At 32.9% G+C, this 571-nt stretch carries 2 pseudogenes; both read left to right on the top strand.

Annotation, left to right across the window (positions count from 1 at the left end):
• Positions 1–235 (top strand): annotated as a pseudogene (locus AJ936_RS10645) (hypothetical protein); the annotation flags it as partial.
• A gap of 18 nt (positions 236–253) precedes the next feature.
• A pseudogene (locus AJ936_RS09055) lies at positions 254–571 on the top strand (hypothetical protein); the annotation flags it as partial.

Genomic DNA, 571 nt, shown 5'->3' with positions numbered 1-571 from the left:
AACCAGAAGATTACTAGAAAAACTCAATATCATAGGACAAAACAATCTTAAGGCTATGTATATGGGGATAAATGGAAATAGAGATAAAACTTCTAATACAAGTAGAGGCAAAGAAGATATGACCAATAAGACAAGTGCAAATGCTGATATCACATCAGAAACAAAAACTCCGCCTAATTTCATAGGCAGACTAGCCACTACTATAATCATAGAAGATGGTTTATACATGGGTTAAATTAAGAAAGGATAGATAATGAGTGAAACTTATGAGATTTATACACCCAATGGGTTAATAATGGATGTATATAAAGACACTAATAAAATCATTTTTTCAGGAAGTGCTAAGCCAACAGGCGATTATACCGAAGAATATTCCAAAGCCCTTTTTGAAGCCGATCGCATATTAAGAAACTCCCCCTACAAAGACTATAAACCCCAATACCTAGATCCTAACTTTTATACAGGACAAAGTTCTACTTTACTTGAATTTAAAGATTGGCAAAGTATATATTTAAAAGATCCTATCAAAGGAGCTATAGCTCCTTGGACTAAAGCAGAAAAAGCTTATTAT

Source organism: Campylobacter sp. BCW_6877 (genome assembly GCF_001762445.1).
GTDB classification, from domain to species: Bacteria; Campylobacterota; Campylobacteria; order Campylobacterales; family Campylobacteraceae; genus Campylobacter_D; species Campylobacter_D jejuni.
The sequence above is the reverse complement of the archived record's forward strand: the minus strand, read 5'-3'. Positions and strand labels throughout refer to the sequence as shown.